25 protein-coding genes, 2 tRNA genes and 1 pseudogene are annotated in these 21,575 nt (G+C 62.2%); 15 read left to right on the top strand and 13 right to left on the bottom strand.

The genetic code is table 11. From position 1 onward, the window contains the following. The first annotated feature begins 1 nt into the window (after position 1). Positions 2 to 706 carry a DnaA regulatory inactivator HdaA gene (gene hdaA, locus AC0L3E_RS27495; RefSeq protein WP_127381229.1) on the top strand — a complete coding sequence of 235 codons (705 nt, stop codon included), beginning with the start codon at positions 2 to 4 and terminating at the stop codon, positions 704 to 706. A 14-nt stretch (positions 707 to 720) separates the two neighbouring features. Here the strand turns inward: hdaA and AC0L3E_RS27490 are convergent, their stop codons facing one another. Continuing rightward, on the bottom strand, positions 721 to 1,002 hold the full coding sequence (locus AC0L3E_RS27490) for a hypothetical protein (RefSeq protein ID WP_292567475.1): 282 nt from the start codon (positions 1,000 to 1,002) through the stop codon (positions 721 to 723). A gap of 93 nt (positions 1,003 to 1,095) precedes the next feature. Then, positions 1,096 to 1,172: transfer RNA gene (locus tag AC0L3E_RS27485), tRNA-Pro, on the bottom strand. A gap of 140 nt (positions 1,173 to 1,312) precedes the next feature. On the opposite strand from AC0L3E_RS27485, the gene AC0L3E_RS27480 reads away from it, so the two are divergent. Next, on the top strand, positions 1,313 to 1,618 hold the full coding sequence (locus tag AC0L3E_RS27480; RefSeq protein ID WP_023812590.1) for an ETC complex I subunit: 306 nt from the start codon (positions 1,313 to 1,315) through the stop codon (positions 1,616 to 1,618). Between the two features lie 47 nt (positions 1,619 to 1,665). Continuing rightward, positions 1,666 to 1,742 (top strand) — tRNA-Arg (locus AC0L3E_RS27475). Positions 1,743 to 1,827: 85 nt separating this feature from the next. On the opposite strand, the gene AC0L3E_RS27470 is transcribed toward AC0L3E_RS27475, so the two are convergent. Genes AC0L3E_RS27470 through AC0L3E_RS27460 form a run of 3 tightly spaced genes read right to left on the bottom strand, consistent with a single transcriptional unit; the run spans position 1,828 to position 2,711 of the window. Next, on the bottom strand, positions 1,828 to 2,106 hold the full coding sequence (locus AC0L3E_RS27470; protein ID WP_127381231.1) for a hypothetical protein: 279 nt from the start codon (positions 2,104 to 2,106) through the stop codon (positions 1,828 to 1,830). 39 nt (positions 2,107 to 2,145) lie between these two features. After that, positions 2,146 to 2,427 carry a helix-turn-helix domain-containing protein gene (locus tag AC0L3E_RS27465; RefSeq protein ID WP_127270073.1) on the bottom strand — a complete coding sequence of 94 codons (282 nt, stop codon included), beginning with the start codon at positions 2,425 to 2,427 and terminating at the stop codon, positions 2,146 to 2,148. Continuing rightward, entirely contained in the window at positions 2,424 to 2,711 is a 288-nt protein-coding gene (locus AC0L3E_RS27460) for a hypothetical protein (RefSeq protein WP_473606062.1), read from the bottom strand. Before AC0L3E_RS27460 ends, AC0L3E_RS27465 begins: the two co-directional genes overlap by 4 nt. A gap of 307 nt (positions 2,712 to 3,018) precedes the next feature. Between AC0L3E_RS27460 and AC0L3E_RS27455 the strand changes: the two genes are divergently transcribed. The 4 genes from AC0L3E_RS27455 to AC0L3E_RS27440 all read left to right on the top strand — a co-directional run bounded on the left by AC0L3E_RS27455 (position 3,019) and on the right by AC0L3E_RS27440 (position 6,885). Then, positions 3,019 to 3,240 carry a hypothetical protein gene (locus AC0L3E_RS27455; RefSeq protein ID WP_127319259.1) on the top strand — a complete coding sequence of 74 codons (222 nt, stop codon included), beginning with the start codon at positions 3,019 to 3,021 and terminating at the stop codon, positions 3,238 to 3,240. 255 nt (positions 3,241 to 3,495) lie between these two features. Next, entirely contained in the window at positions 3,496 to 4,284 is a 789-nt protein-coding gene (locus tag AC0L3E_RS27450) for a GGDEF domain-containing protein (RefSeq protein ID WP_127381232.1), read from the top strand. 284 nt (positions 4,285 to 4,568) lie between these two features. Continuing rightward, entirely contained in the window at positions 4,569 to 5,531 is a 963-nt protein-coding gene (locus tag AC0L3E_RS27445; protein WP_128307598.1) for a glycosyltransferase family 4 protein, read from the top strand. Positions 5,532 to 5,658: 127 nt separating this feature from the next. Beyond that, positions 5,659 to 6,885 (top strand): anion transporter, encoded by a 1,227-nt coding sequence (locus AC0L3E_RS27440; RefSeq protein WP_127319253.1) that lies wholly within the window; start codon positions 5,659 to 5,661, stop codon positions 6,883 to 6,885. A gap of 76 nt (positions 6,886 to 6,961) precedes the next feature. On the opposite strand, the gene AC0L3E_RS27435 is transcribed toward AC0L3E_RS27440, so the two are convergent. Then, positions 6,962 to 7,549, bottom strand: coding sequence for a TetR/AcrR family transcriptional regulator (locus AC0L3E_RS27435; RefSeq protein WP_164748925.1), 588 nt, complete (start codon positions 7,547 to 7,549; stop codon positions 6,962 to 6,964). A gap of 87 nt (positions 7,550 to 7,636) precedes the next feature. On the opposite strand from AC0L3E_RS27435, the gene AC0L3E_RS27430 reads away from it, so the two are divergent. Continuing rightward, positions 7,637 to 8,467 carry a crotonase/enoyl-CoA hydratase family protein gene (locus AC0L3E_RS27430; protein WP_127319249.1) on the top strand — a complete coding sequence of 277 codons (831 nt, stop codon included), beginning with the start codon at positions 7,637 to 7,639 and terminating at the stop codon, positions 8,465 to 8,467. 86 nt (positions 8,468 to 8,553) lie between these two features. On the opposite strand, the gene AC0L3E_RS27425 is transcribed toward AC0L3E_RS27430, so the two are convergent. From AC0L3E_RS27425 to AC0L3E_RS27395, 7 genes and pseudogenes are all read right to left on the bottom strand, one after another. Beyond that, positions 8,554 to 8,862, bottom strand: coding sequence for a cupredoxin domain-containing protein (locus tag AC0L3E_RS27425; protein WP_128307600.1), 309 nt, complete (start codon positions 8,860 to 8,862; stop codon positions 8,554 to 8,556). Positions 8,863 to 8,873: 11 nt separating this feature from the next. After that, positions 8,874 to 9,398 carry a DUF4142 domain-containing protein gene (locus AC0L3E_RS27420; protein WP_128307601.1) on the bottom strand — a complete coding sequence of 175 codons (525 nt, stop codon included), beginning with the start codon at positions 9,396 to 9,398 and terminating at the stop codon, positions 8,874 to 8,876. A 116-nt stretch (positions 9,399 to 9,514) separates the two neighbouring features. After that, positions 9,515 to 10,189 carry an RNA polymerase sigma factor gene (locus AC0L3E_RS27415; protein WP_128307602.1) on the bottom strand — a complete coding sequence of 225 codons (675 nt, stop codon included), beginning with the start codon at positions 10,187 to 10,189 and terminating at the stop codon, positions 9,515 to 9,517. A gap of 132 nt (positions 10,190 to 10,321) precedes the next feature. Beyond that, positions 10,322 to 11,383: an HPP family protein gene (locus tag AC0L3E_RS27410; protein ID WP_027037856.1), complete on the bottom strand. Its 1,062-nt coding sequence runs from the start codon at positions 11,381 to 11,383 to the stop codon at positions 10,322 to 10,324. A gap of 125 nt (positions 11,384 to 11,508) precedes the next feature. Next, positions 11,509 to 12,687, bottom strand: a complete 1,179-nt coding sequence (locus AC0L3E_RS27405; RefSeq protein WP_128307603.1) for a cystathionine beta-lyase — start codon at positions 12,685 to 12,687, stop codon at positions 11,509 to 11,511. Between the two features lie 232 nt (positions 12,688 to 12,919). Then, positions 12,920 to 13,158: pseudogene (locus AC0L3E_RS27400) on the bottom strand (MFS transporter); the annotation flags it as partial. Between the two features lie 41 nt (positions 13,159 to 13,199). Then, positions 13,200 to 14,099, bottom strand: coding sequence for an NAD(P)-dependent oxidoreductase (locus AC0L3E_RS27395; protein WP_430981669.1), 900 nt, complete (start codon positions 14,097 to 14,099; stop codon positions 13,200 to 13,202). Positions 14,100 to 14,498: 399 nt separating this feature from the next. Between AC0L3E_RS27395 and AC0L3E_RS27390 the strand changes: the two genes are divergently transcribed. The 7 genes from AC0L3E_RS27390 (at position 14,499) to AC0L3E_RS27360 (ending at position 21,570) form a co-directional block, all read left to right on the top strand. Beyond that, positions 14,499 to 15,134, top strand: a complete 636-nt coding sequence (locus AC0L3E_RS27390; RefSeq protein ID WP_128307604.1) for a DUF1326 domain-containing protein — start codon at positions 14,499 to 14,501, stop codon at positions 15,132 to 15,134. 9 nt (positions 15,135 to 15,143) lie between these two features. Continuing rightward, positions 15,144 to 16,019 carry a DUF2182 domain-containing protein gene (locus AC0L3E_RS27385; protein WP_128307605.1) on the top strand — a complete coding sequence of 292 codons (876 nt, stop codon included), beginning with the start codon at positions 15,144 to 15,146 and terminating at the stop codon, positions 16,017 to 16,019. Positions 16,020 to 16,459: 440 nt separating this feature from the next. Continuing rightward, positions 16,460 to 17,488 carry an amino acid ABC transporter substrate-binding protein gene (locus AC0L3E_RS27380; protein WP_027037851.1) on the top strand — a complete coding sequence of 343 codons (1,029 nt, stop codon included), beginning with the start codon at positions 16,460 to 16,462 and terminating at the stop codon, positions 17,486 to 17,488. Positions 17,489 to 17,551: 63 nt separating this feature from the next. Beyond that, positions 17,552 to 18,739, top strand: a complete 1,188-nt coding sequence (locus AC0L3E_RS27375) for an amino acid ABC transporter permease (RefSeq protein WP_023814121.1) — start codon at positions 17,552 to 17,554, stop codon at positions 18,737 to 18,739. A gap of 9 nt (positions 18,740 to 18,748) precedes the next feature. Beyond that, entirely contained in the window at positions 18,749 to 19,906 is a 1,158-nt protein-coding gene (locus AC0L3E_RS27370; protein WP_027037850.1) for an amino acid ABC transporter permease, read from the top strand. 136 nt (positions 19,907 to 20,042) lie between these two features. After that, the gene (locus tag AC0L3E_RS27365; RefSeq protein WP_031213892.1) at positions 20,043 to 20,792 is read left to right on the top strand and encodes an amino acid ABC transporter ATP-binding protein; all 750 of its coding nucleotides are present in this window, start codon (positions 20,043 to 20,045) and stop codon (positions 20,790 to 20,792) included. Positions 20,793 to 20,901: 109 nt separating this feature from the next. Then, on the top strand, positions 20,902 to 21,570 hold the full coding sequence (locus AC0L3E_RS27360) for a TIGR02117 family protein (RefSeq protein ID WP_292139851.1): 669 nt from the start codon (positions 20,902 to 20,904) through the stop codon (positions 21,568 to 21,570). Positions 21,571 to 21,575: the final 5 nt, after the last annotated feature.

Below are 21,575 nucleotides of genomic sequence, written 5' to 3'. Positions count from 1 at the left end.
AGTGACTGCCCAGCCAACCGACCCGCCACGCCAGTTGCCGCTCGACCTCGGCCATGGCACCGGCTATTCGCGCGACGAACTCGTCGTCTCCGGCACCAACAACCAGGCGGTGGCGCTGGTCGACCGCTGGCCGGACTGGCCATCGCCGGTGGTGGTGCTGGCCGGTCCCGCGGGTTCGGGCAAGACGCATCTGGCCTCGATCTGGCGCACGCGTGCCAATGCGGTGGCGGTCGACGCCAGGCGCATCGGCGACAGCATTGCCAATCTCGGCGCGCGGCCGGCACTGATCGACGATGTCGATACCGGCGCGGTCGATGAACAGGGCCTGTTCCATCTGATCAATACGGTGCGTGGTGCCGGGTCGACGCTGCTCCTGACGGCGCGCCGCTTCCCGTCCGCCTGGCGCGTCACGCTGCCTGATCTCGCCTCACGGCTGAAAGCGGCGGCGACAGTGGAAATTCATGAGCCCGACGATCTCCTGCTCGCCGGGGTCATCACGAAACTGTTCGCCGACCGTCAGATCGAGGTCGAACCGCATGTCGTGCAGTATCTGGTCCGCCGTATCGAGCGCTCGCTGGCGACAGCGATGCGCGTGGTGGAGCGGCTCGACCGGACCGCGCTCGAACGCAAGACGCCGATCACCAGGGCGCTGGCAGCCGAAACCGTCAACGCCATGGATGAAGGGCAGGGCGAATTCGAGATTTAGCTGAGAGGTCAGTCTCAGAGCCACATTACGGCGAAATGACGGACCGCGAGGTAGACGGCAGAGTGAGCGGCGATATAGCCGGCGGCGACCAGCACAAACATTCCGATACTGACACGCCAGGAGCGGGAGACGACGGCGCCTGGGGCCTGCCTCGCCTGTCTGCGGCTTTCACGGTTGTTCCACATCGCCAGCGCGGCGCAGGCAATTGCCCACGTCACCATGAACGGAACGGTGATGCCGGCATAGGCAAAGTAGGCCGGTCCGAAAAGCGACACCCAGGCATCGATTCCAAGCATCTGAACCCCTGTTTGCCGAACCGGCCACGAATCCACGACCGGAGCCGGAGCAAGTGACCATATGGCTGCGCCGGGCATTGGGCTATGAGGGGATGGTCGGAGTGGAGAGATTCGAACTCCCGACCCTCTGGTCCCAAACCAGATGCGCTACCAGGCTGCGCTACACTCCGAACGGTCTGTTGCCTATTCATTTCGGTGGTGCATGGCAAGTGCAAAAACCTGCGAGAGCAAAAACCTTGCCGCCGTGCGCATTGCGCAGTAATGACGGGCGAAGGGTGGCGATGCTGCCTTGCACAAGAACGAGGTGGCCATGTCCGCGCGCATTTTCAGCCCAGCCAAAACCGCGATGCAGTCCGGCAAGGCCAAGACCGGCCACTGGGTGCTGGAATTCGATCCCGAGACGCGCAAGAAGATCGACCCGCTGATGGGCTATACGACGTCGGCAGACATGAGAAGCCAGATCAGGCTTAGCTTCGACACGCGGGAAGAGGCGGTAGCCTACGCCGAAAAGCAAGGGCTCGCTTTCCGCGTCGAAGAGCCGAAAGAGACCAAGCGCCGCCAGATTTCCTATGCGGAGAATTTCCGCTATGACCGCAGGACGCCCTGGACGCATTGAACGGCGGTCAGTGCCAAGATATCCAGCCGGCCCAAAGGCCGGCCAGCGGTCCCGTAGCTCAGCTGGATAGAGCACCGGCCTTCTAAGCCGATGGTCACAGGTTCGAATCCTGTCGGGATCGCCAAGCCTTTCGGTCCGTTCCGGACACATAGGTTACGGTTTATACCGGAGACATGGGCTTTCAGAGAGCGGCATCGGGCCTCGTGCGCTCAAACCGCCGCCGCCAGAAGCAGCGTTACCCCCAGGACCGTCGACGCATAGATCGTCGCTAGAAGCACGATCGGCCGAGGATACTCGGCGGGTGTCGCGAGGCCGGCAAAGTCGGGATTTCGGGTTTCGGTGCCGGGCCACGGGACGTCGTCGTCGTCGGCGGCGTTGTCATTGCAAGCGCGCACAGAAAAACGCCGGGCTATATCGGCGGCGATCAGAGGATCGTCCGCCACCAATTTCGACCAGTCCGAAACAATGCCGATTTCACGTTTGAACATCGCTCGCCTCCCGTTTGCGCTCTAACAGCGATATCTAAATTATGTTCCACCGATAGTTTGACGAGGCGGACCGCTCTTGGTCACTGCGGCCTTCTGATTGACGAAAATCACGCCTGCTGCCTCCAACCCTCGACGGATGGCAGCCAGCTTGGCCGAACTCGGAATCCTTCGTCCGCTCTCGAAACTGCCAATCGTTCCTTCGCTGAGGCCGCACTTCGCGGCGAGTCGCACCTGCGACCATTTCAGCATCGCTCGTGCGGCTCTGCACTGCTGGGATGTAAGGGGCTGGATCCCTGAAACGGTGGAGCTTCGCTTGTTCACATCCTCAGATCCCTTCGCTTCGGCGGGACATGGCTTTGCACCAGGCGCACCTTGTCCCTATCCACTGTGACCATTGTCCCGAGCGATACCGTGACCTTGTCGCCGTCGATCCGCGTAACCCCGCGGGATAATTCCATCAGCTGGCCCTTGGTCAGCCTGGTCGCCGGATCAATGACCGAATGCGGAAAATTGTAACCGGGGATCGACACGCTGACGCGGTCTTCCGTGACGCGCTTCAGCACCGTCGCCATGACCGCCACTTCGTCGCCGACCTTTATTGCCATGCCACTGATTCTGGGGCGTCATCTGCCGGCGTCAAGGATTAGCTAGGGCTGATATAGCAAAATCGCGGAATCAGCTTTCTTCATGCAGGGTCGCCCCCGACAGCGGCAAATACCGCAAGCCGTCCAATCCTGTTCGGTGATGAGGCGTTGGCGTGGCTCGGGCAGCCGCCCGGCGCCAGCGTATTATTTCGTGACTCCGCCTTTTCGGAACCTTCCTGCGCACAGCGCGTTCGGCCCGCTGTATTCGAGGACCCTCATATAAAAGTGGACAGGCGGGAGGCAAACAAGGGTGGGGAGGAGTGTTGCCATGTCGAAGCGAGAAATAGGCATATCTTCGGCTCTGGATCGGCGTATCGCCGATCTCAAGGCCAAGATGCAGGACGCCCGGATCACGGAATACGAAATGAAAACCTTTCAAAAAGTGGCTTCAGCCATGGGAGGCGACGGAGGCTCCCTGCGCCTCGATGCCGACGACCTGATCGCGGCATCCTTTGTCGTCGATGCGCTGAGTGAGCCAACGCTCAACTGACGACGGGCGGTCTGGTTCGCGCGCCGTTTTGCCCTTGCCCGGCCGGCAATTGGCCCACGCCTTCAAGCTCTGAAACAGGATGGCTGCTTCCAGCGGCCGTCTTGTGGCACGTTTGCGCAAGCCTCTGTCGCAAGTCACCGACCGGGGCTGGCGGGTGGATTTGATTCCGCCGCCCGACAGAAATTGGAGGGAAAGTCTTATCAATTTGTTTGGGTTGGTACGTCATAGTAGCGACGGCTAACGGAGTTGAACGCGATGAAGCTCGATCTGTCGCCGACGAGCTGGGGCAGGGTGATCGCTGTCACGGTAGTCGGTACGGCATTCTTCATTGCCGTGGCGTTCTTCGTCGATTCCTTCAATTTCCCCTATCTTTCGCCCGAGGCCGTGTGGCGGGCGAAGATGACCGACTTGTTGCTGCCTTTGGTGCTGGGTGGCTCGTTTCTGTTTTTCCTGATGTGGAAGATTCGCCAGCTGGCCATCGCGCAGCGCGATCTCAGCGTCATCGCCGCGACAGACAGCCTGACGGCGGTGCTGAACCGTGGCGCCTTCTCTATGCTGGTCGAAGCCTATCTCGAGCAGACCCGAAAGCAGGAGCAGACCCGTTCGGGGGCGCTGCTGATCATCGACGCCGACCACTTCAAGTCGATCAATGACCGCCTGGGTCACGATTGCGGCGACCAGGCGCTCAAACTGATAGCGCAGGCGATCAAAGGGCAACTGCGTGGCGGCGATATCGTCGGCCGCATCGGCGGCGAAGAATTCGGCGTGTTTCTGCCCGGCGTGGACCCCTCGCAATCCTGGGTGGTCGCCGAAAGCATCCGCCGGCGTATCAGGGAGATGGAATTCTCACCCGGCGGCAGGCCTTGTCCGCTTTCCGTCAGCATCGGCGGCACAAGCTTTACCGGCCCGATCACCTATGAGGAAATCTTCTCCGCTGCCGACAAAAGGCTTTACACGGCCAAGTCGAACGGACGCGATCAAGTCAGCTTCGATCCGGCCGGAACGTCTCCGGCGCCTCCGCCCGGGGTTGCCACCGTGCATTGATGGCAGAAACTTGCAGATTACTGGATCGGGAAGCGCAGACCGCTCCTCTACGCTTTCAGAGCTTACAGTCATGTGCAGGAAATCCGATCTTTACGGATAGCATGCCGGCTCGATAGGCCATGGACTGCAACCGCTTGCCGGTATACTCCCCCGCATTGACGATGTTTCGTTGTTGGTAGAAACGGTTCTGACTCCTGAGTTTCTATGCGTTCCGGCCGACATGCGATCATGATTTTTGATGCTGGCGGGCATGTGGCGGGAACGGTCAGGTAAGCACAGTTATTATGATCCATTTGTTCAACGGCTTTCAGGATCCCTTCGGCGGCAGTGACCTTGAAGCTCTGGAACTGTACCGGCTGTTGAGTGCCGATTCCGAGGTGCATCTGTGGGCAACCTCCTCCAGCGTGTCCGGCGAGTTGATGCGGAATTTCCCGATTCGCCGCGTCTCGCTGTCGAAGTGGGATGTACCGAATGGCGGCACCTACGTCTTTCTCGGCTCGCATTGGCGCAACAAGGTGTGGCCTTACCTGATCCCGCGGCCGCGCCGGCTGATCTATGTCTTCAATACCTTTCACCCGAAAATCATCGCGCTGACGACGCGCATGCCCCGCATGCTGAACTGGCCAGACGCCGAACTGGTGCTGATTTCCGATTTTCAGAGACGGATGCTGCGGGTCGATGGCGTCGTGCATCCATCGCTGATCGATGTCGAACGTTTTTCACCCCGGCGTCTGGCTTCGGATCGTCCGTTCACCGTCGGACGCTTGAGTCGCGACGGGCCGGGCAAACATCATGCCGATGACATACCCCTCTACGAGACATTGCTGGCCGAGGGCACAGCCTTGCGGATTCAGGGCGGGGCAGGGCTCAAGGACAGCCTCATGCCGCATCCGCAACTCGAACTGTTCCCACCCGGCCGATTTTCCGCCGAAGAGTTTCTGCAGACGCTCGACGTGTTTTATTATCGCACCGGTTGGCATGTGGAGACCTTCGGTCGCGTCGTGTTGGAGGCGATGGCCTGCGGTTTGCCTGTGGTCTGCCATTCCCATGGCGGCTATTCCGACCACATAAGGCATGGCGAAAACGGTTTCTTGTTCGAGACGACTGAACAGGCGTTGCGCATCCTTGCCGATCTCAAAGCCGATCCGGCATTGCGGGCGACAGTGGGAAAAAGGGCGCGGCAGTCCTTCGAACAGATCTATTCTTCCCAAGCTGTGCGACAGAGGCTGGATTTCTATTTGCGTTAGCCCGGCGTCTGAAACCGTCTGCCCGGCCGGTTTGGCATCCAGCTCGACATCGCGTTAAAGGGTGAGCACCCGAATGGCCTCCGTGGCAGGCTTCGGCGCGGAAACAGACTGGGCAGGACTTCTATCGATGACATTGATGGGCGCGGCGGCACTGCTGATCCTGATCCTGACTTACGCCGGTGTCGCCATTGGCCGCATCCCCGGTCTGCGCCTCGACCGGGCAGGGATCGCCCTGCTCGGCGGGGCCGCGATGATCGCTATCGGCGCGCTCAGCATGGAGGATGCCTACCGGGCGATCAATTTCGACACCATCACGCTTCTGCTCGGCATGATGATCGTGGTGGCGCATCTGAAGGTGTCAGGCGCCTTTCGCGGCCTTGGCGCCATCGCCATCGAGCACGCGCACGCGCCCTTCATGCTTTTGGTGATGGTGACGCTGCTGACCGGCGTACTGTCCGCCTTCCTGGTCAACGACGCCATCTGCCTCGTCATGGCGCCGATCGTTGTCCATGTCACCCGTGTGATCAAGCGCAACCCGATCCCCTATCTGATCGCCACCGCCACCGCGTCGAATTGCGGCAGCGTCGCTACCATCACCGGCAATCCGCAAAACATGGTCATCGGCGCGCTGTCGGGCATTTCCTATCCGGCCTTTTCGGCAGCGCTGGCTCCGGTCGCCCTTTTCGGCCTCGTCGCGGTCGTTGTCATCATCCGCATCGTCTACCGGGCCGAATTCGCCCGAACGGTCCAACTGACGCCCGAGGTCTCGCGTGGCCGCATGCACAAGGGGCAGGTGCTGAAGGCGGTGGTGGTCTGCATCGGGCTGGCAATCGCCTTCTTCGCCGGTGTGCCTGTCGCCAAGGCCGCGCTCATCGGCGGCGCCATCCTCTTGCTTACCCGGGCGATCAAGCCGGAACGCATCTACCGCGAGATCGACGGTCCGCTGCTGTTCATGTTCGCCGGTCTGTTCGTGGTCGTCGCCGGCGCCGAAAAGACGCTTCTTTCGCCAGACATGATCGCCTCGGCAAAGAACCTCGGGCTGGACGATGTCTGGCGTCTGTCCGGATTCACCGCGGTGCTTTCCAACATCATGAGCAATGTCCCGGCCGTGCTGGCGCTGCGGCCTTTCATACCCGGCCTGGAAAACCCCGAGCGCGCCTGGCTGGTGGTCGCCATGAGCTCGACACTGGCCGGCAATTTCACGCTGCTGGGTTCGGTCGCCAATCTGATCGTCGCCGAACAGGCACGCGCCGCCGGCACGACGCTGTCGTTCGGCGCTTTTTTCAAGGTCGGCTTGCCGCTGACGCTGATAACGCTGGCCGCCGGCACCGCATGGCTGGCGTTTGGGTTCTAATGCATGTCGCCCAAAAGTGGCCCCGGTTTTGGCGCAACGACATGCATAAAACCAAAGGCTTAAAGCGCGTCGCGTATTAGACCTGGCTGCCTGAAATTCGCGCCCGCACCAGCGTCGCCGCGGCGCGTCCGGCGGCCTCGATGTAATCGGGGTTGCGGTGGATCAGCATGATCGAAAAGCAGCCGTCGATCAAAAGCACGATCTCGCGTGCCAAGGCAGGCGGCTCACCGACGCCATGGTCCGACAAGGCGCCGGCCAGCCATGTTTCGAAATTCAGCTTGTGCCGCGCGCCGACCTTGACCGCCGGATGTCCGGGCATCGAGGCGAGTTCGGCGGCCGTGCGCAGGAAGCCGCATCCTTTCCATTTCGGGTGACGAGCGGACCTCGCCAGATTGGTGAAGATCGCCTCGACTTTGCGATCCGCGCCGCCTTCGGCGGCATCGAACCAGCCGGCCATCCGCTTCAGATTGGGTTGGTCGCGGCCATCGAGATAGGCGGCGATGAGGTCGTCCTTGCTCTTGAAATGGTAGTAGAGCGTGCGCTTGGTGAGACCCGCTTCCTCGGCGACGGCATCGACGCTGACGCGACCGATTCCTTCGGCATAGAAGAGCCTGGTCGCGGCATCGACAATGCGTTTGCGTGTAGGACTTTGCGTGTCAGGCATGAGCTTAGGTATACCGACTAGTGAATATACACAAGCGGAAAGGGGCATAGTCTTCCGGTCATCAGTATGATGAAGAAGGAAGAGCCAATGACCGATCTTGTCCTCAACGAAACCCGGGATGGGATTGCCATCCTCACCCTCAATCGGCCGGAGAAGCTCAACGCGCTGAACTATGCCCTGATCGATCGCCTGCTTGCGATCCTTGACGACATTGAAGTCGATGACAGCGTTCGTGCGGTCATTCTGACCGGAGCAGGGGAGCGGGCGTTTTCGGCCGGCGGCGACATTCACGAGTTCTCGGCCAGCGTGGCGCTTGGCGTCGATGTCGCGATGCGTGACTTCGTCATGCGCGGGCAGCGGCTGACGGCAAGACTGGAAGCGTTTCGCAAGCCCGTCATCGCTGCCGTCAACGGCATTGCCTTTGGTGGCGGCTGCGAAATCACCGAGGCGGTGCCGCTCGCCATCGCCAGTGACCGCGCTTTGTTCGCCAAGCCGGAAATCAACCTCGCAATGCCGCCGACCTTCGGTGGAACCCAACGCCTGCCGAGGCTCGCCGGGCGCAAGCGGGCGCTGGAGTTGCTGTTGACCGGTGACTGGTTTGCGCCGCCGCGGGCGCTTGAGCTGGGTCTCGTCAACGAGGTTGTGCCGCATGCCGAATTGATGCCGGCCGCGATCGGCCTGGCCAGGCGTATCCTGCGACACTCCGATCTGGCGATTGCCGGCATCCTCACGGCAGTGGCCCGCGGCCTCAACCAGAGCATCGCCGAAGGTTTGCTGGTCGAGGCCGAGCAGTTCGCCCGCATGGCCCCGACCGCTGATCTGCGCGAAGGGCTGAATGCCTGGATGGCACGCCGCGAGCCGGGCTATGACGGCTCGTGGACGCATATCGCGCGTCCCGACGAGGCCAGGCGAGCCTGAAGCGGGTCGCCTGAAAGGCCAGGCGACCAGGTCTTTGTTTTTATGCCGAGGTCACTTTTGGGCGACATGCACTCGTTGGCGTTGGATCAGGGCGTCACCACCAAACGGCCTTTCATGTTGGGGTGAAAGCGGCAGAAATAGTCGACCGGTCCCGCGGCCTTCAATGTCAGGCTTGCGGATTTCTTCGGCGGGATCATCACTTCCCAGCCGCCTTTCACGGTGGCCGTGTGGGCGAACACATCCTTGTTCACCCACTCGATCGTGTCGCCGACCTTGGCCTCGACGGTGGCTGGCGAGAACACCAGCCTGTCGATGATGACCTGGATGGTTTCCGCTCGCGCCGGAACGGTACCGACGGCCAGCGTCAACGCAATCCACAGATGGCGTTTCGGCATGCTCCCGGTCCTTACTTGAGCCTGCCGGCGACGTGCTCGGCGTGCTGCTCATGGCCCTGGAAAATCTTCAGGCCGGTTTCCAGAAGGCTCTTCAGGTCGGCATTCTGCGCCGACGGGATCAAAAGGGTTTCGAGCGCGCCGTTGACCTGCTTGTGGTAGGCGACCTCGTTATCGACATAGGCCTTGTCGAAGGCAGCGCCGTCGAGTTTGGCGAGCTTGGCCCGCTCCTCCGCCGCAGCTTTGGTCAGCGCCTGGCTGGTGGCGTTGTCTTCCGGCGTGACCTTGAGCTTCTTCACCAGATCGAGCGCCTGCACGTTCACGGCTTCGTGGTCGCGCACCATGTCGTTGGCGAAATCCACGACCTCCTTGGTCTTCGATTTTTCGATGGCCAGCTTGGCCGCTTCAACGTCGATGACCCCGGCCGTATAGGCGATGTGAGCGATCTGCGGATCGGTTGGCTTGTCGGCGGCTTGCGCGAACGGGGCGGTGCCGAGCAGCAGCATGGCGGCGAGCGCGGCAGTGTGTCGGATGGACATGGCATCTCCTTCGTCGGGACGCTGAAATCGCCCCGGACAGTGTTTTTCGGTTGACGGTCATTGGATGCTGGCCAGCGGCAAACGTTCCCGCCAAAATCAACTGAATCCGGTGAGGCTCAGCTTTCCAGCCCGAGCCGCCGCATGACCGCGCTGGTCAGTCGTTCGCAACGCCGGCCGGCGAAGGGGAAGGCATCGAGCAGCACCGGCCCGATCTGATCGTCCAGCGCCTTGCGCACGAGGGCGCGGGCGCGGTGCAGCCTTGTCTTGACGGTTTGCGGCCGCACGCCGAGGAGATCGGCGGTCTCCTCGATGCTCAGCCCCTCGATCACCCGCGCCACGAACACCGTCCGGTAGACGTCGGGAAGGCTGTCTGTGGCCTGTTCGACCAGTTGGAGGACCTGCCTTTGCGCCATCGTCCGTTCCGGATCGTCGCTGGGGTTGAGGGGGAACCGGATGATCTCGGCTTGCGGATTTTCCGGCAGTGCCACCGTTCTGCGCCTTTTGCGCAGGCGGCCGAGCGCCTCGTTGATGACGATGCGCGACAGCCATGTGGCGAGCGAGGAGTCGCCGCGAAACGCATCGAGATGGGCGAAAGCCTTGACGTAGGCCTCCTGGACGATGTCCTCGGCCTCGCTGTCATTGCGCACGACGCCGCGCGCGATCCGGTAGAGCCGCTGATTGTGTGTCTTGATGATGGTGCGGAAGGCATCGCCGTCGCGCGCCAGCGCGCGGTGCACAAGCTGCATCTCGCCTGGCACAGCGGAAGGCACGGCCGTCAACACAGCGGGCATGGCCACTTTCCTCAACCCAATCTCCGAACCAAGATCTCGATCGGGAGATTGGACGCTGTCGCCGGCAAAAGGTTCCCGAAGATTTTCTGCCGGGCCCGGCGGCCGCTACCCTACAGTGCGAGTGAAGGCTTGTCAGGCAGCCTGCAGGCGCGCTGTGGCCGCCAACAGATCGGTCTGGGTGATCAGCCCGAGAATCCGCTTGTCGTCGTCGACGATGATGACGGCGTGGCTGCGGCCGTCGGTGAGCACCGGCAACAGACCCATGGCGGCAAAGCCTGCGGCGGCTGTTGCCGCGGGCGATATAACGGATCCGACCGTCCCGGAGGCCTGGGTGAGTTCGCGCAACCCTACGGTGCCTGCCAACCTGGCCTCCGCATTGACGACCGGCAGGGTCCGGATGTTGTGGTCAAGCAGCAATTGGCGCGCCGCCTCGGTGGAGGTGTGAGCATCGACCGAGATCACATCGCGCGACATGATGTCCTCGCACAGAAGGGTCTTGTGCGCGCGCACCATCGCCTGCAATTCGACCTGCCGCAGCAGCCGGTCGAGATCGTTGCGATCGATATCGAACGTCTCGTCGAGTGCGCCAAGTGCGGCATCGATGTCTTCGGAGCGGAAGCCGACGCGCAGTTGCGCCGGCGGATCGCCGGTGCCGTGGCTGTTCGCCGGCGCTGCAACCGGTACATGCGGATAATTGCGCCGGGCCAGCCTGTGGAAGCCATAGCCGAGCGCCACCAGCAGGATCGAGTTCAGCGCCACCGGCACAAATGGAAACAGGAAGCCGGCGCTGATGACGGCAGGCCCTCCCAGCACCGCGGTCAGCGCGGCCGCTCCGCCCGGCGGATGCAGGCAGCGCGTGAACGACATGGCGGCGATGGCCAGTGCCACCGCGATGCCGCTGGCAAGGGCGGTTTCGTGGATGAAATGCGCCACGATCACGCCGACCAGTGCCGATATCGTGTTGCCGCCGATGATCGACCATGGCTGCGCCAGCGGACTGGCGGGCACGGCGAACAGCAGCACCGCCGACGCCCCCATCGGCGCCACCAGCAGCGGCACATGCGGGCCGTTGCCGAGCACAAGGCTGGCGATCACGCCGGTGAGCGCAATGCCGATCGTCGCGCCGATACAGGCGACGAGACGCTCGCGCAGCGTCGCGCCGGCAAGAATGGGAACAAAAAGGCGGAAAGCCATGGATCGAAAACTCTGCCGGTATTCCAGGGGAAGTCGAAAATGTGCTGATCCGCAATGACGCGGCATCGTTGAATTTGAAAGCCAAACTGATCCGGGAAACCCCGATTTGAGGGAATAGAATTCCGCTACGCAGCCGCCGCGGCGGTCAGGCCGCGCGAAATATCGGCCTTCAGGTCGTGGACGTCCTCGAGGCCGATCTGCAGGCGGATCAACGGCCCCTCATAGGAGGCTTTCGCGACAACGCGATCACCGAGCCAGACAGGCACGGCAAGGCTCTCATAGCCGCCCCAGGAATAGCCGAGGCCGAAGATCCGCAGCGCGTCGAGGAAAGCGTGCTGCTGCTTCTGGCCGCCACCGGCAAGCACGATGGAAAAGATGCCGCTCGAGCCGGAGAAGTCGCGCTTCCACAAATCGTGGTCCGGATGGCTGGGAAGGGCGGGGTGCAGCACGCGGGCCACGCCCTTCTGGCCCTCGAGCCAGGAAGCGATGGCCAGCGTGCTGCGCTGATGGTGTTCGAGGCGCACGCCCATGCTGCGCAGGCCACGCAGCACCTGGTAGACGTCGTCGGGCCCGGCGCAGCAGCCAAGCGTGCAGAAACTTTCGTAAAGATGCGTCCAGCAGCTCTCATTGGCCGACACCGTGCCAAGCAGCACGTCGGAATGGCCGGCCGGGTATTTGGTCGCCGCGTGGATCGAGATGTCGACGCCGTGGTCGAGCGGGCGGAAATAGAGTGGCGTCGCCCACGTGTTGTCCATCATGACGATGGCGCCCGCGGCGTGCGCCGCCTTGGCGATGGCCGGGATGTCCTGCACCTCGAACGTGTTGGAGGCCGGCGATTCCGTGAACACCACCTTGGTGTTGGGCTTGATCAACGCCGCGATGCCGGCGCCGACATCGGGGGCGTAGTACTCGACCTCGACGCCCAGCCGCTTCAGCATCGTGTCGGCGAAATTGCGGGTCGGATGATAGACGGTATCGACGATCAGCAGATGGTCGCCGGCCGACACGAAGGCGAGCAGCGGCACCGTCACCGCCGCAAGGCCCGACGGCACCAGGATCGTGCCTGCAGAGCCTTCCAGCGCGTCTATGGCCTGGGCAAGCGCATCGGTCGTCGGTGTGCCGCGCGTGCCGTAAGTGTATTTCTGGGTGCGCGCCGCCATCGAAGCCGCGTCGCGAAAAAGCACGGTCGAAGCATGCACCACCGGCGGATTGACGAAGCCGAAATAGTCGTGCGGATTGTTGCCCGAATGGGCAAGCCGCGTGTTGATGCCCATCCCGCCGTGCTCGCTGCCGTCTTTCGCCATTTCTGCGTCGCCTTGTTTGACAAGCCGCTAGCCATAGTGCGGCGCTATGGACCGTGCAACAGCCACTGTCCGCCAGGAGTTGGACTTCGAATATGCCAATTCGTCGGGGCAAAAACAGCGATGCGGGGGTACGGCGTGACCCTAGCGGTGTGCATCGTCGGCAACTGCGCTAGCCCGAAGCATCTCGTAGGGTGCACGTTGCTCGCACTGTTGTCGTGGTTGCTCTCAGCATAGTGCTGGCGGCCGCGCCAAGCAGTCCGGCTATAGCCACGATGATCAATGCGACCGCGAGCTTGCGATTTTCGAGCGGCACGATGAGCAACAATCCCAACCCATAGCCAATCTGCGTCAGCGTAACGATCAGCCCCCGGCTCGTGGCGAGAGGCCGAGAGCGGCGCCGATCGGACCGACAAGGGATTGGGCATAATAAATGTTGGCGGCGATCAGCCCGGATGCGCAGGCCAGCAGCATGGAAAGCCCGCGCAAGGAGGATGGCGCCTCTGCTGCTATGGTCACTGCTGCGCTGCACGGCGCGTGGAAACACGCGACAGCGCGGCCCAATCCAGATGGCCTTCGCCGTGCGCCACGCTATCTAGATGATTGTCGCGGAGAACGCTGCCTATAGGCATCGGGACGTTGACCTTCTCCCCGGCTTCCAGAGCGAGACGCACATCCTTCAGACCAAGCGTCAGCCTGAAGCCGGCCGGCTCGAAGCGTTCCTCCGCAATCGCGCCGCCATAACCCTTGTAAACGGGAGCGGCGAAGATCGTGGATGTGATCAGATCGATGAAATTGCCCTTGGGGACACCATAACCTTGCGCGAGCGCCACGGCCTCGCCCATCGTCCCTATAGCACTGCCGATCATGAAATTCACGGCTAGCTTGATGGCGTTGGCCTGTTCGGGCTGGCTTCCGAAACACCATGTCTTCTGCCCAAGAATATCGAACAGCGGCTGTACGCGTCCCAAAGCTTCAGTATCACCTGCCGCAAGGATGTTGAGCTGACCAGCTTCGGCCACGTTCACCCGCCCGAGAACCGGAGCCGCGACATACCCGACGCCTTTTTCCCGGTGCAGTAGCTCCATTACGTTCGCGAAGGCGACCGAGACCGTCGCCATGTTGATGTGGATCGCGCCCGGCTTCAGTGCGTCCAGCACCTGGCCGTCGATGACGACGGCGCGCGTGGCCGCATCATCCGCGAGCATGGAGATGAGCACCTCCGCGCCTTCGGCCGCCTGGCGTGGATCGGTTCCTATCTCGGCGCCGAGCGCGGCAAGAGCGGCAACTGGCTCCTGCGAACGGTTCCACACCCGGACCCTGTATCCGGCTTTGACAAGGTTTGCGGCCATGGGTTTGCCCATGGTTCCCAGGCCCAAGAATCCAATCTGCATCACGGAAGCGTCCTTCATAATTCGGAAATTTCGTTTTCTAATTGAGGAAGAAAGTTAGTGGAGTGACTTGATGGCGATGTCCACAACCTCGAAGCGGACCGGCAGGCCGAGTGCATCTACGACGGCATGCAGCTTGGTGCGAGCCTGGGCTTCATATCCCCCTGTTACGCCGGGTCCCTGCAGCTTGGGCCTAAGCGCGGCGTCGATCCTCAGCCGTTCAAATCGGAATCGCTGCTCGGAGTCCTACCTTTGCCGATCGGCCTATTGTGGGCGGCTGTGAATGGTATATGATTAATAGCTAATATTAATCGCCGGATTGCTTCGATCAGATGCTGCCGGATGGTTGCTGCCGGTTGACTTCTGGTCCTCCACGATCCGGACCGCGCTCATGAAGCGTGAGTGCGGCAAGGGAGGAATGACATGCCGGACGTCAAATGGGCCATGAAGGCCAGCGAATTCATCAACTGCAACTGCGCCTATGGCTGCCCGTGCCAGTTCAACGCCATGCCGACCTACGGATTCTGCCAAGCGGTCGCCGGCATGGAAATCGAGAGCGGCCATCACGGCGACACCAAGCTCGACGGGTTGCGGTTCGTCGGGATTTTCAGCTGGCCCGGCGCCATACACCAGGGCGGGGGCGAGGCCGCGGTGATTATCGATGAAAGGGCGACGGAAGCCCAACGTGGCGCGCTGCTTCGCATATTGGGCGGTCTGGACACCGAGCCGGGCGCAACGATATTCCAGGTCTTCTCGACCACGCTGGAGAAATTCCACGATCCGATCTTCGCTCCGATCGAATTCAAGATCGACGTCGACGCGCGAACCGGTCAGCTGCATGTCGAGGGTATAACCGACGGTCGCGGCGAACCGATCCGGAATCCGGTCACCGGGGCCGCGCACCAGGCGCGCATCGACCTGCCGCACGGCTTCGAATACGCCATCGCCGAGGTCGGGCGCGGCTGGACCAAGGCGACGGGCCCGATCAAGTTCGAGCTGGCCGATACGCACAGCCATTTCGCCAATCTGCATCTTACGCAGAGCGGCATCGTGCATTGACCTGATCCAATGGGCGATACGGCCCTCGAGGCGGTGCTGCGGCGCGATCGCGCGGTCGTGATGGCCGCGCTCGTGGTGATTGCCGTGCTCGCCTGGGCCTATGTGCTGTGGCTCGCCGCCGACATGGTCATGCCCGGCTCCCCCTTGCCGGACAGCGGAGGCGGTGACATGGCCGGAATGGACATGTCGAATATGGACGGGTCGAACATGGGTATGGCCGGCATGGATATGGGCGCCGCCGTGGCGCCCGGCTTCCGGGCCTGGGCATTGGCCGATTTCGCCTTCATCTTCACGATGTGGGCGGTGATGATGGTCGGCATGATGACGCCTTCGGTCGCACCGATGTTGCTGCTCTATGCCGGTGTCGGCCGCAAGGCCCGGGCGGATGGCAGGCCCATCGCTTCGACGGGATGGTTTTTTGCCGGCTACCTCGCCGTCTGGGTCGTCTTCAGCCTCGTGGCGACCGGTGCGCAATGGCTGCTCGCCCGTCTTGCCTTGCTCGATCCCTCGATGGCGGCCGGCAGCGCGGTCCTCGGCGGCCTCGTCCTGATCGCCGCCGGTCTCTATCAATGGACGCCGATGAAGGGCGTCTGCCTGCGCCAATGTCAGGCGCCGATCGCGTTCCTGGCCGGCCATGGCGGATTCCGCTCCGCTCCGCTCGGCGCGCTTCGGCTGGGCATCGATCACGGCGCCTATTGTCTGGGGTGCTGCTGGGCGCTGATGGCCCTGCTGTTCGTCGGTGGCGTCATGAACGTGCTGTGGATCGCCGGCATCGCCATCCTTGTTCTGCTGGAGAAGACGGTGCCGACCGGGCAGCTGATTCCGCGCGTTTCAGGCGCGTTGATGGCTGCCATCGGGACCTGGATCGTCTTTCAAGCTTTTTGAGAACGGTCTTCGTCCGCGATCTGTATTGGACTGCAGCCGCCAGTAAATCGTCAGATGACAATCTTGGGACCTGGCAGTTCGCCGCACGCGGAGGTCAACAACGACGAGATATTGCCCGGGATGGATTTCGCTGCCGCGGCCCGTATTGGCCCCGCTTTGGCGTTGCATGAGCTTGCCGCCTTTATTGGCCCTGCTGACCAATTCGCAGGCGCGTTTGTCTGTAAATCAGGCATTTGCGGCAATCGGTTTTCAAACTCTTTGGGTTTGGGTCATTTCCCTTGACCTCACGGGAATTATCGCCTTCGATGACATTTGTGAATGGGAGGCGGCGCGTCGGTTACGATGCGGGGTTTTGGGATGGGCCGGGATGAAGCCGCGTTCACACGGGAGAAAAAAATCAGGATTTACTCCTGAAAAACAGAGAAAAGGGTCTGTGGGTCATGAAACATATTGCTATCGGCATTCTGGGCGCCGCCACGCTTGGATTGATGGCGTCCGCCGCGTCGGCGGCCACGCTCGACACCGTCAAGGCAAAGGGCTTCGTCCAGTGCGGCGTCTCGACCGGTCTGGCCGGCTTTTCGGCACCGGACGACAAGGGTGACTGGCAAGGCATCGATGCGGATTTCTGCCGCGCTGTCGCGGCCGCCGTCTTCGGTGACGGCTCCAAGGTCAAGTTCACGCCGCTCAGCGCCAAGGAGCGGTTCACCGCGCTGCAGTCGGGCGAGATCGACATCCTGTCGCGCAACACCACCTGGACCATCAACCGCGACACGGCACTCGGCCTGAATTTCATCGGCGTCACCTACTATGACGGCCAGGGTTTCATGATCAACGCCAAGAAGCTGCCGGGCGTCAATTCGGCATTGCAGCTTTCGGGCGCCGCCGTCTGCGTGCAGAGCGGCACCACCACCGAGCTGAACCTCGCCGACTACTTCAAGGCCAACAAGATGGAGTACAATCCCGTCGTCTTCGAAAAGCTGGAAGAGGTCAACGCCGCCTATGACGCCGGCCGCTGCGACGTCTACACCACCGATCAGTCGGGCCTCTATGGCATCCGCCTGACGCTGGGAGCGCCGGCCGACCATGTCGTGCTGCCCGAGATCATCTCCAAGGAGCCGCTCGGACCGGCCGTTCGCCAGGGCGACGACCAGTGGTACCACATCGTCAAGTGGACCTATTTCGCTTTGCTCCAGGCTGAAGAGCTCGGCATCACCAAGGCCAATGTCGATGAGATGAAGAACTCGGCCAGTCCCGAGATCAAGCGCGTGCTCGGCCAGGAAGCCGATACCAAGATCGGCACCGACCTCGGCGTCTCCAATGACTGGGTGGTCAACATCGTCAAGGCCGTCGGCAATTATGGCGAAATGTTCGAGCGCAATGTCGGCTCGGGCAGCCCGCTGAAGATCGCGCGCGGCATCAACGCGCTGTGGACCAAGGGCGGCCTGCAATACGCGCCGCCGATCCGCTGATCGAAATGTGATCCGGGAGGCAGATCATCTGCCTCCCGGTTTCTCTTTCCAGGGGACGGTCGAATGGCATCGCAGGACGTACTTCGCGAGGAGCCCAGCCGCGGCTCCTTCATCAACGATCCGAAAATCCGGGGCATATTCTTCCAGGTGCTGGTCGTCGTGCTGCTGGTGGCGGGCGTCTGGTGGATTGCCCACAACGTCATCGACAACCTGACGCGGCTGCGCATCGCTTCAGGCTTCGGCTTCCTCAAGGGCCGCGCCGGCTTCGACATCAGCGAGAGCGCGATCGCCTATTCGTCGGATTCGACCTATGGCCGCGCCATTCTGGTCGGCCTCCTCAACACGCTCATCGTTGCCATCGTCGGCATCATCACCGCGACAATCATCGGCTTCGTCATCGGCATCGGCCGGCTCTCGCAGAACTGGCTGATCCGGAAGATCTGCACCGTCTATGTCGAGGTCTTCCGCAACATCCCGCCGCTGCTGGTCATCTTCTTCTGGTATTCCGGCGTGCTGGCCGTGCTGCCGGCACCACGCGACAGCTACAACCTGCCGTTCGGCTCCTTCCTCAACCAGCGCGGCTTCTATTTTCCGCGCGCCGTATGGGGCGACGGCTCCTGGCTGATCTTCGTCGCCTTGCTCGTCGGCATCGCCATGGCGTGGTTCGTCGCGCGCAAGGCGCGGCAACGGCAGATGGCGACCGGCCAGCAATTCCCGGTGTTTTGGACATCCGCGGCGCTGATCGTCGGGCTGCCGCTGCTCGCCTATGCGCTGAGCGGCTTTCCCCTGAGTTTCGACTACCCGAAGCAGTCGACTTTCAACCTGACCGGCGGCTTCCAGGTCCGGCCGGAGTTCCTGTCGCTTTATCTGGCGCTGTCCTGCTATACCGCCGCCTTCATCGCCGAGATCGTGCGCGCCGGCATCAGGGGTGTCAGCGCGGGCCAGACGGAAGCTGCCGCTGCGTTGGGGTTGCGGTCCGGATCGATCCTGCGGCTGGTCGTCGTGCCGCAGGCCATGCGCATCGTCATTCCGCCGCTGACCAGCCAGTATCTCAACCTGACCAAGAACTCGTCGCTGGCCATCGCCATCGGCTATCCGGACCTGACGGCGACCGCCGGGACAGTGCTGAATCAGACCGGCCAGGCCGTCGAGGGCGTGGTGATCATGATGGTGATCTATCTCGCCATCAGCCTCCTGACCTCGCTTGTGATGAACTGGTTCAACGCCAAGATGGCGCTGGTGGAGAGGTGAGGTAAGGACATGCAAGAACATGATATGTCCTGGGTGCGCACCGAAATGGTGCTGGCGCAGCCGGCGCCGGCCGGCGTCACCGGTCTCGGTGCGTGGGTGCGCAAGAACCTGATCGCTTCCACCGGCGACACCATTTTGACAATCGTCGGCATCGCCCTGGTGGCGATGATCCTGCCGCAGATCATCAATTGGGCGTTCATCAACGCCGTGTGGACGGGACCGGACCGGACCGTATGCGCCACGGTGGCGCAAGGCGGCATCCAGCCGGATGGCTGGACCGGCGCCTGCTGGGCTTTCGTCAACGCCAAGTTCGGCCAGTTCATGCTCGGCCGCTATCCCATCGAGGAGCGCTGGCGGCCGATCCTGGTCGCTATCCTGTTCGTGGCGCTGCTGGTGCCGATGCTTATCCCGAAGGTGCCGCGCAAAGGGCTGAATGCGGTGCTGCTGTTCTTCGTGCTGCCGATCGTCGCCTTCGTCCTGCTGGTCGGCGGCATGTTCGGCCTGCCGCATGTCGAGACCTCGCTTTGGGGTGGGCTCTTGGTGACGCTCAGCCTGTCTTTCGTCGGCATTGCCGTGTCGCTGCCGCTCGGCATCGTGCTGGCGCTCGGCCGCCGTTCCAAGATGCCGATCATCAAGACGCTGTGCGTCGTCTTCATCGAGACGGTGCGCGGCATCCCGCTGATCACCGTGCTGTTCTTCGCCAGCGTCATGCTGCCGCTGTTCCTGCCGGAGGGTGTGTCGTTCGACAAGTTCCTGCGCGCGCTGATCGGCGTGTCGCTGTTTGCCGCGGCCTATATGGCCGAAGTGGTGCGCGGCGGCCTGCAGGCGATCCCCAAGGGCCAGTATGAAGGTGCCGATTCGCTCGGTCTCGGCTATTGGCAGAAAATGTATTTCATCGTCATGCCGCAGGCGCTGAAACTGGTCATTCCGGGCATCGTCAACACCTTCATCGGCATGTTCAAGGACACCAGCCTGGTCATCATCATCTCGATGTTCGACCTGCTCGGCATCGTCAAACAGAATTTCTCCGATGCAAACTGGGCAACCGCGCAGACGGCGAGGTCAGGCCTGATCTTCGCGGCCTTCGTCTTCTGGCTGTTCTGCTTCGGCATGTCGCGCTATTCAATGTACACCGAACGCCGGCTCGACACCGGCCACAAACGCTGATGCATGTCGCCCAAAAGTGTATAGCGGTTTTGGGATAACGACATGCATCACAACCAACGATAAAGAAAAAGGGGATCCTGTCATGGCCACCGAAAATGCCGTCAGCGCCGAAGAGATCAAGGTCAACGCCGCCAAGATGCAGATTTCGACGACCGATGTCGCCATCGACATCATCGCCATGCACAAATGGTATGGCGAGTTCCATGTGCTGAAGGACATCAACCTGAAAGTGATGCGCGGCGAGCGCATCGTCATCTGCGGCCCCTCCGGCTCCGGCAAATCGACCATGATCCGCTGCATCAACCGTCTGGAGGAGCACCAGAAGGGCAAGATCATCGTCGACGGCAAGGAACTGACCAACGATCTCAAGAAGATCGACGAGGTGCGCCGCGAGGTCGGCATGGTGTTCCAGCACTTCAACCTGTTCCCGCACCTGACCATCCTGGAGAACTGCACGCTGGCGCCGATCTGGGTACGCAAGACGCCGAAGAAGCAGGCCGAGGAAATCGCCATGCATTTCCTCAAGCGCGTCAAGATCCCGGAACAGGCCAACAAATATCCCGGCCAGCTTTCCGGTGGCCAGCAGCAGCGTGTGGCGATCGCCCGCTCGCTGTGCATGAACCCGCGCATCATGCTGTTCGATGAGCCGACCTCGGCGCTCGATCCGGAGATGATCAAGGAAGTGCTGGAGACCATGGTCGGCCTTGCCGAGGAAGGCATGACCATGCTGTGTGTCACCCACGAGATGGGCTTCGCCCGCAAGGTCGCCAACCGGGTGATCTTCATGGACCAGGGCCAGATCGTCGAGCAGAACACGCCGGCCGAGTTCTTCGACCACCCGCGCCACGAGCGCACGAAGCTGTTCCTGTCGCAGATCCTGCACTAGGCCTCGACGGCCACGAAGAGCCCGGCTGAAACACTGCCGGGCTCTTTTGCGTATGGGAGAACAGGCGGGCGTTCGTGTCGCCGGAGTGCGTTTGCAGGGCCGCCTTTCAATGAAAAGACTGGGACGTTTTCTGGGTCTTCTGTTGGTTCTCGTCGCACTCGCCGTGACGACGGGCACCCTCGTGCCACGGCCGCTGTGGCCGGCCGCCGCCGCCGTGCCAGCCGCGACACGCCACATCCTGGTGCTGAACAATCCGATCCACACCGATATCGCCATCCCGGTCGATGACGCCGTGCGCCGGCGTTTCCATTTCCTGGTCGACGCGGGCATACCGGCCGACAGGCCGGAGGTCCGCTACATCGTCTTCGGCTGGGGCGGCCGCGCCTTCTACCTGGAGACGCCGACATGGTCCGAGCTGAAGGCGGTGCCGGTGATGAAGGCACTGACACTCGACGCGTCGGTCATGCATGTCGATGTCGCCGGTGACATCGTCGAATCGCGCGCTGATATCGCGGGGTTCGACATCGGCGAGGACCGGTTCGCGGCGTTGCTCGATTTCATCGATGCCAGTTTCCAGCGGGGACCGGAAGGCCCGATCCTCGTTCCGGACGCAGCCTATTCCAGGTTCGACGGCTTCTACGAAGCCAATGGCCATTTCAACGCACTGGTCGGCTGCAACACCTGGACGGCGGCGGCCTTGCGCATCGCCGGCCTGCGCACCGGCTGGTGGAACCCGCTGCCTGTATCGCTCGGCCTGTCGATGAGGCTGTATAATTAGGCGGA

The sequence above is a fragment of the Mesorhizobium sp. WSM4822 genome (genome assembly GCF_055811155.1).
The sequence above is the reverse complement of the archived record's forward strand: the minus strand, read 5'-3'. Positions and strand labels throughout refer to the sequence as shown.